Annotated in this window: 1 tRNA gene; it reads left to right on the forward strand. The window is 46.7% G+C overall.

The features are described from left to right. The first annotated feature begins 34 nt into the window (after positions 1 to 34). A tRNA-Tyr gene (locus H5300_RS27680) sits at positions 35 to 119 on the forward strand. Positions 120 to 210: the final 91 nt, after the last annotated feature.

Genomic DNA, 210 nt, shown 5'->3' on the forward strand with positions numbered 1-210 from the left:
TTAGGCTTACTTTGTGAAGAGTAAGACACACCCTGGAGGGGTTCCCGAGTGGCCAAAGGGAGCAGACTGTAAATCTGCCGGCACTGCCTTCGATGGTTCGAATCCGTCTCCCTCCACCATATTCTTCTTACCTCTTTCGAGAGTTAAGAGAACAACCTAGTTGATGGGCTTATGGGAAAACATCAATTTAGGCTTACTTTGTGAAGAGTA

This window comes from Vibrio sp. SG41-7 (genome assembly GCF_014164465.1).
GTDB classification, from domain to species: Bacteria; Pseudomonadota; Gammaproteobacteria; order Enterobacterales; family Vibrionaceae; genus Vibrio; species Vibrio splendidus.